Here is a 3,791-nt window from a genome sequence, read left to right as displayed (position 1 = left end):
GGTGAGGATAGATCGACTGGCGTAGGCGCCCGACTGCATCGGGCAACGGATAGCTGAAATACTTGTATTCACCCCGGCCAAATGCGTAACGCTCCATCACGATGCGACTGCGAAAGCGGGTCTCTTCAAAGAAGTAGCCCGCGAGCTCTTCACATTGGGAAGATGTTAGTAGCGAAGGCAACACGGCAAAGCCATCGAGCCCCAAGCAGTCTTCGACGGCACCCCAATTCGTTGCGGCAATCCGGGTTTCGGGGAGGTCGTGCGACGTGAGGTTTACTGCGCCTGCGGACATGGATAGTAACGCGCTCATGAGCGTATCTCTTTTCGGGCACCACTCGGCCGAGCGGGCTGGGTCTTCTTCCAAATTGCGTATTCCTGAGGCATGCAAACGGCGCACGGCCTGAAGCCCGCGGCAATTGCGGTGCTTTCGTCGGCAAAGAAAACGCGATGTTTCACATAACCACCGCGAGCAATCGCCTGCCACGCGGCGCGGCAATCAAGGCGCCCGTACCGCTTGCCGCCACGGTGCCCTCCGAAGGTGCCAGGCAGCAGACTGAAGTAAGTCTTACCATCGGGCCCAACAAGAGTGAACGTCTTACTCGATGCCACCATCCGCCCCACCTGTATCAACATGCATCGTGGAATGACAATTCCAAACCAATACGTTCACCCATGCGCACCCGGCTGATGGCGTGCTTGAGGTTGACGCGGTAATAGCCTTTGGTGCCCTTGAATGGACGTTCAGCTGTGGTGATGATAGCTACGTCGCCGAACTTGAGTGGTACCACCATTGGGCGCGACTGCATGCGCGGACGTTGTTCCGTCATGACGAATTCGCCGCCTTCGAAGTCCGAACCAGGTTCTGACAGCAGTGCCACGATCTGAAGGGGAAAACAATGCTCGCCGTCATTGCGCTGATGCAATGACACATGGTTGTCCACGCCAAGCCTGTTCAGATGGGACTGCCCCCGTGTTTGACCGGCTTTTGGGTTGTGCCGCAAGAAGTCATCCAGCTCCGCGGGGTAGCGATAATCGAGGCCCAAGGTTTCGTTCCAGCGGTTGGCGATGACGACCAAGCGGCGGTACAGAACCGGGCGCCACGTGTCCAGCGGTACCGGCAAGTCTGTGCCGAAGTACAGCAACTCACCGCGCCCCAGATCGCTAGATTCCAAAGTCACTCGACCGATATCCAACGCAGTGGCTTGCTTCGCCAAATTGCCCGCCACTTCTGCGCCCAACAAACCGGGCAACACGGCATAGCCTTCGACATCAAGTTGCAAACTGATGTCCTTCCAGTTGAGGTGATCAAGTTTTGTATTAAATTCAGACATGGGGGCACCTCTCCATCAAACCAATGCTTCGCGATGCAGTAGCTCACGCTTGCGATGTACTCCCCATCGGTAGCCCGCCAAATCACCATTACGACGCACGACGCGGTGGCAAGGAATGGCAACGGCGATGTGGTTTGTCGCGCAGGCTTGAGCCACGGCGCGTACGGCTTTGGGCGAGCCGATGCGCTCGGCAATCTCCGTGTAGCTGACGGTCGTACCTGGCGGAATCTCACGCAGCGCTCGCCAGACGCGCTCCTGGAAGGCTGTACCCTGTACATCCAACGGCAGGTGTAGCCCGAGCGAAGGCGTTTCGATGAAGCCAACTACTTGGGCGATCAATTGCTCGAACTCACCGTCGCAGCCAATGATCTCAGCTTTGGGGAATTGATCTTGCAGGTCACGCACCAATTGGTCGGGGTCGTCACCCAACAAGATGGCGCAGATACCGCGCTGGCTCTGGGCCGCCAGAATGGCACCCAGCGAGCATTGTCCCACCGCGAAACGGATGACCGCGCCAACACCACCCGCCCGATAATCGCGCGCACGCATGCCCAGTAGCTGATCGGAGGCTTCGTAGAACCTGCTGTTGGAGTTGAAGCCCGCTCCATAGATAGCATCAGTGATGGATGCATCTGGACAACTCAACTCCTCACGTAGCTTACGAGCTCGGTAAGCCGAGCTGTATGCCTTGGGCGTCAATCCGGTTTCGGCTTTGAACAGGCGATGGAAGTGGAACGGGCTCATGCCCACGTCAATTGCCAGACCGTCCAATGAGGGCGGTGTTTCCGATGCCTCAATCAACCGGCAAGCGCGCTCTACCAACTCGGCTCGAACTGCGGCAGCGCTCGTCTGGTCTCCACGGGCGCGACGGCTGCTTCGGTAGCCCGCCGCCTCAGCAGCTTTGGCCGAATCGAAGAATTCTACATTCTCGCGTTTGGGGAGTCGTGTCGTCGAACTCGGCACACAGTAAACGCCCGTTGTGCGCACGGCGTAGACGAAATGACCGTCGGCGGCGACATCACGTGCCTGCACGGCACTCCAACGTTCGTCTTCGGTCGCATACGCAATGTTCGTATTCATGGCAAAAATCCCGTCATCAACAATCTTAGGGTCAGCATATGAGAGAGTTCAGTCGCAAGAACTCCGATTCTTGCGACCAATGTTTATCGACTGGGCAGACGCCACAGATACCAAGCGGCCACTGTCCGAAAAGGGCTCCATGCTTCACCAATCTCACGCATCTGACGTGGCGTAGGTGCTCTTTCCAGACGCTTCAGGCGTCCGTAACCTTCCCGCACACCGAAGTCGTCCACCGGCAGAATGTCGGAACGCTCCAGCGAATAGATCAAGAACATTTCAACCGTCCACCGTCCTACGCCACGCAAGGAAGTCAGGCGCTCGACAAGCGCCGAGTCAGACAGATGTCGGGCCTCTATGAGGTTAGGTACAACGCCATCAATAGCAGCTTGAGCAATGCCTCGGATGGTCGCCAGCTTCGAAGCCGAAAAGCCACAAGCGCGCTGATCTTCTGGATCGCTAGCCAGTAATTGTTCGGGCGCTGGAAAAGACGCGCACGGATAGAGCGACAACAAACGCCCCAAAATCGCATCCCCCGCCTTGGCGTGCAGTTGCTGATAGGCGATGGCCCTTATCAAGGCTTCGTAAGGCTCGCGCGCCGGCTTGGCCTCATGCCGGCAGGGGCCGATTACGGCGATATGGCGGGCCCAATCCTCGTCCAGTTCGGACAAAAACAAAGAGGCTGCCTGGAATGCACGCAGTGACAAATCGTTCGCAATGATCTGGCTCAAAATCAAAACCCTGGCAGCATGGCGGTCTGCGGTTCTTCTTTGATCGCAATACCTTTTTCATGGCCCAGCAGCCAACGCTTACGATGCAGACCCCAGGTATACCCCTTAAGGTCTCCATTGCTGGCGATGACCCGATGACACGGCACGATGATGGCAATCGGATTGGAGCCATTTGCTGCGCCTACATCGATGGCAGCACGCGGATCATCAAATCCTAATGCCCTGGCAATCTTTCCATAGGTCGTAGTCTGGCCCACAGGGATTCGACGAAGAGCTGTCCAGACGCGGCGTTGCAGTTCCGAACCGGCAGTCTCAGTGCGTAGCGAGTTCAGCGCCTCCCATTCACCGTTGAAGTAGCGAGAAAGTGCGTCAGCGATCTCAGTTGGCGCTTGATTCTCAGTCAGCTCCACCTCGCCATAGTGCTGGCGTAAAACGCGCTGCAATCTTGTTCTGTGGTCGGCGAAATCGAGTGCGCGGACGGCGTCATTTGCATCGGTGACGAGCAGCATTGCTCCCAATGGCGAATCCAAATGGCTCAGGAACATGTCCATGATGCATTCCTTATTTAATCGGCTTGATGGCATTGGGTTGCTTACTTCAAACGTGTCACACCCACGTCGCCGAAAAGAAAGGTTTCGCCGCTATCTAGATG

5 protein-coding genes and 1 pseudogene are annotated in these 3,791 nt (G+C 57.0%); all 6 read right to left on the bottom strand.

The genetic code is table 11. From position 1 onward, the window contains the following. Positions 1–310 (bottom strand): annotated as a pseudogene (locus ACRESD_RS14600) (2OG-Fe(II) oxygenase); the annotation flags it as partial. Then, the gene (locus ACRESD_RS14595) at positions 307–612 is read right to left on the bottom strand and encodes an Ada metal-binding domain-containing protein (protein WP_431751558.1); all 306 of its coding nucleotides are present in this window, start codon (positions 610–612) and stop codon (positions 307–309) included. The gene ACRESD_RS14595 and the pseudogene ACRESD_RS14600, both read right to left, overlap by 4 nt. A gap of 14 nt (positions 613–626) precedes the next feature. Then, positions 627–1,331 (bottom strand): 2OG-Fe(II) oxygenase, encoded by a 705-nt coding sequence (locus ACRESD_RS14590; RefSeq protein WP_431751557.1) that lies wholly within the window; start codon positions 1,329–1,331, stop codon positions 627–629. 15 nt (positions 1,332–1,346) lie between these two features. Beyond that, the gene (ada, locus tag ACRESD_RS14585; protein WP_431751556.1) at positions 1,347–2,411 is read right to left on the bottom strand and encodes a bifunctional DNA-binding transcriptional regulator/O6-methylguanine-DNA methyltransferase Ada; all 1,065 of its coding nucleotides are present in this window, start codon (positions 2,409–2,411) and stop codon (positions 1,347–1,349) included. A gap of 83 nt (positions 2,412–2,494) precedes the next feature. After that, positions 2,495–3,130 (bottom strand): DNA-3-methyladenine glycosylase family protein, encoded by a 636-nt coding sequence (locus tag ACRESD_RS14580; RefSeq protein ID WP_431751559.1) that lies wholly within the window; start codon positions 3,128–3,130, stop codon positions 2,495–2,497. A gap of 11 nt (positions 3,131–3,141) precedes the next feature. Further along, positions 3,142–3,690, bottom strand: a complete 549-nt coding sequence (locus ACRESD_RS14575; RefSeq protein ID WP_431751555.1) for a methylated-DNA--[protein]-cysteine S-methyltransferase — start codon at positions 3,688–3,690, stop codon at positions 3,142–3,144. Between the last annotated feature and the right edge of the window lie 101 nt (positions 3,691–3,791).

Origin of the sequence: Pseudomonas sp., from assembly GCF_050739995.1 — a bacterium.
Taxonomy (GTDB): Bacteria; Pseudomonadota; Gammaproteobacteria; order Pseudomonadales; family Pseudomonadaceae; genus Aquipseudomonas.
Note: the sequence above shows the minus strand (reverse complement) of the source record. Positions and strands in the feature narration are given on the sequence as shown.

What these genes read in the sequence shown, in the direction of transcription:
- ada (WP_431751556.1), bottom strand. Translation starts at nt 2,411, where the DNA reads ATGAATACGAACATTGCGTATGCGACCGAAGACGAACGTTGGAGTGCC.
- ACRESD_RS14575 (WP_431751555.1), bottom strand. Translation starts at nt 3,690, where the DNA reads ATGGACATGTTCCTGAGCCATTTGGATTCGCCATTGGGAGCAATGCTG.
- ACRESD_RS14595 (WP_431751558.1), bottom strand. Translation starts at nt 612, where the DNA reads ATGGTGGCATCGAGTAAGACGTTCACTCTTGTTGGGCCCGATGGTAAG.
- ACRESD_RS14590 (WP_431751557.1), bottom strand. Translation starts at nt 1,331, where the DNA reads ATGTCTGAATTTAATACAAAACTTGATCACCTCAACTGGAAGGACATC.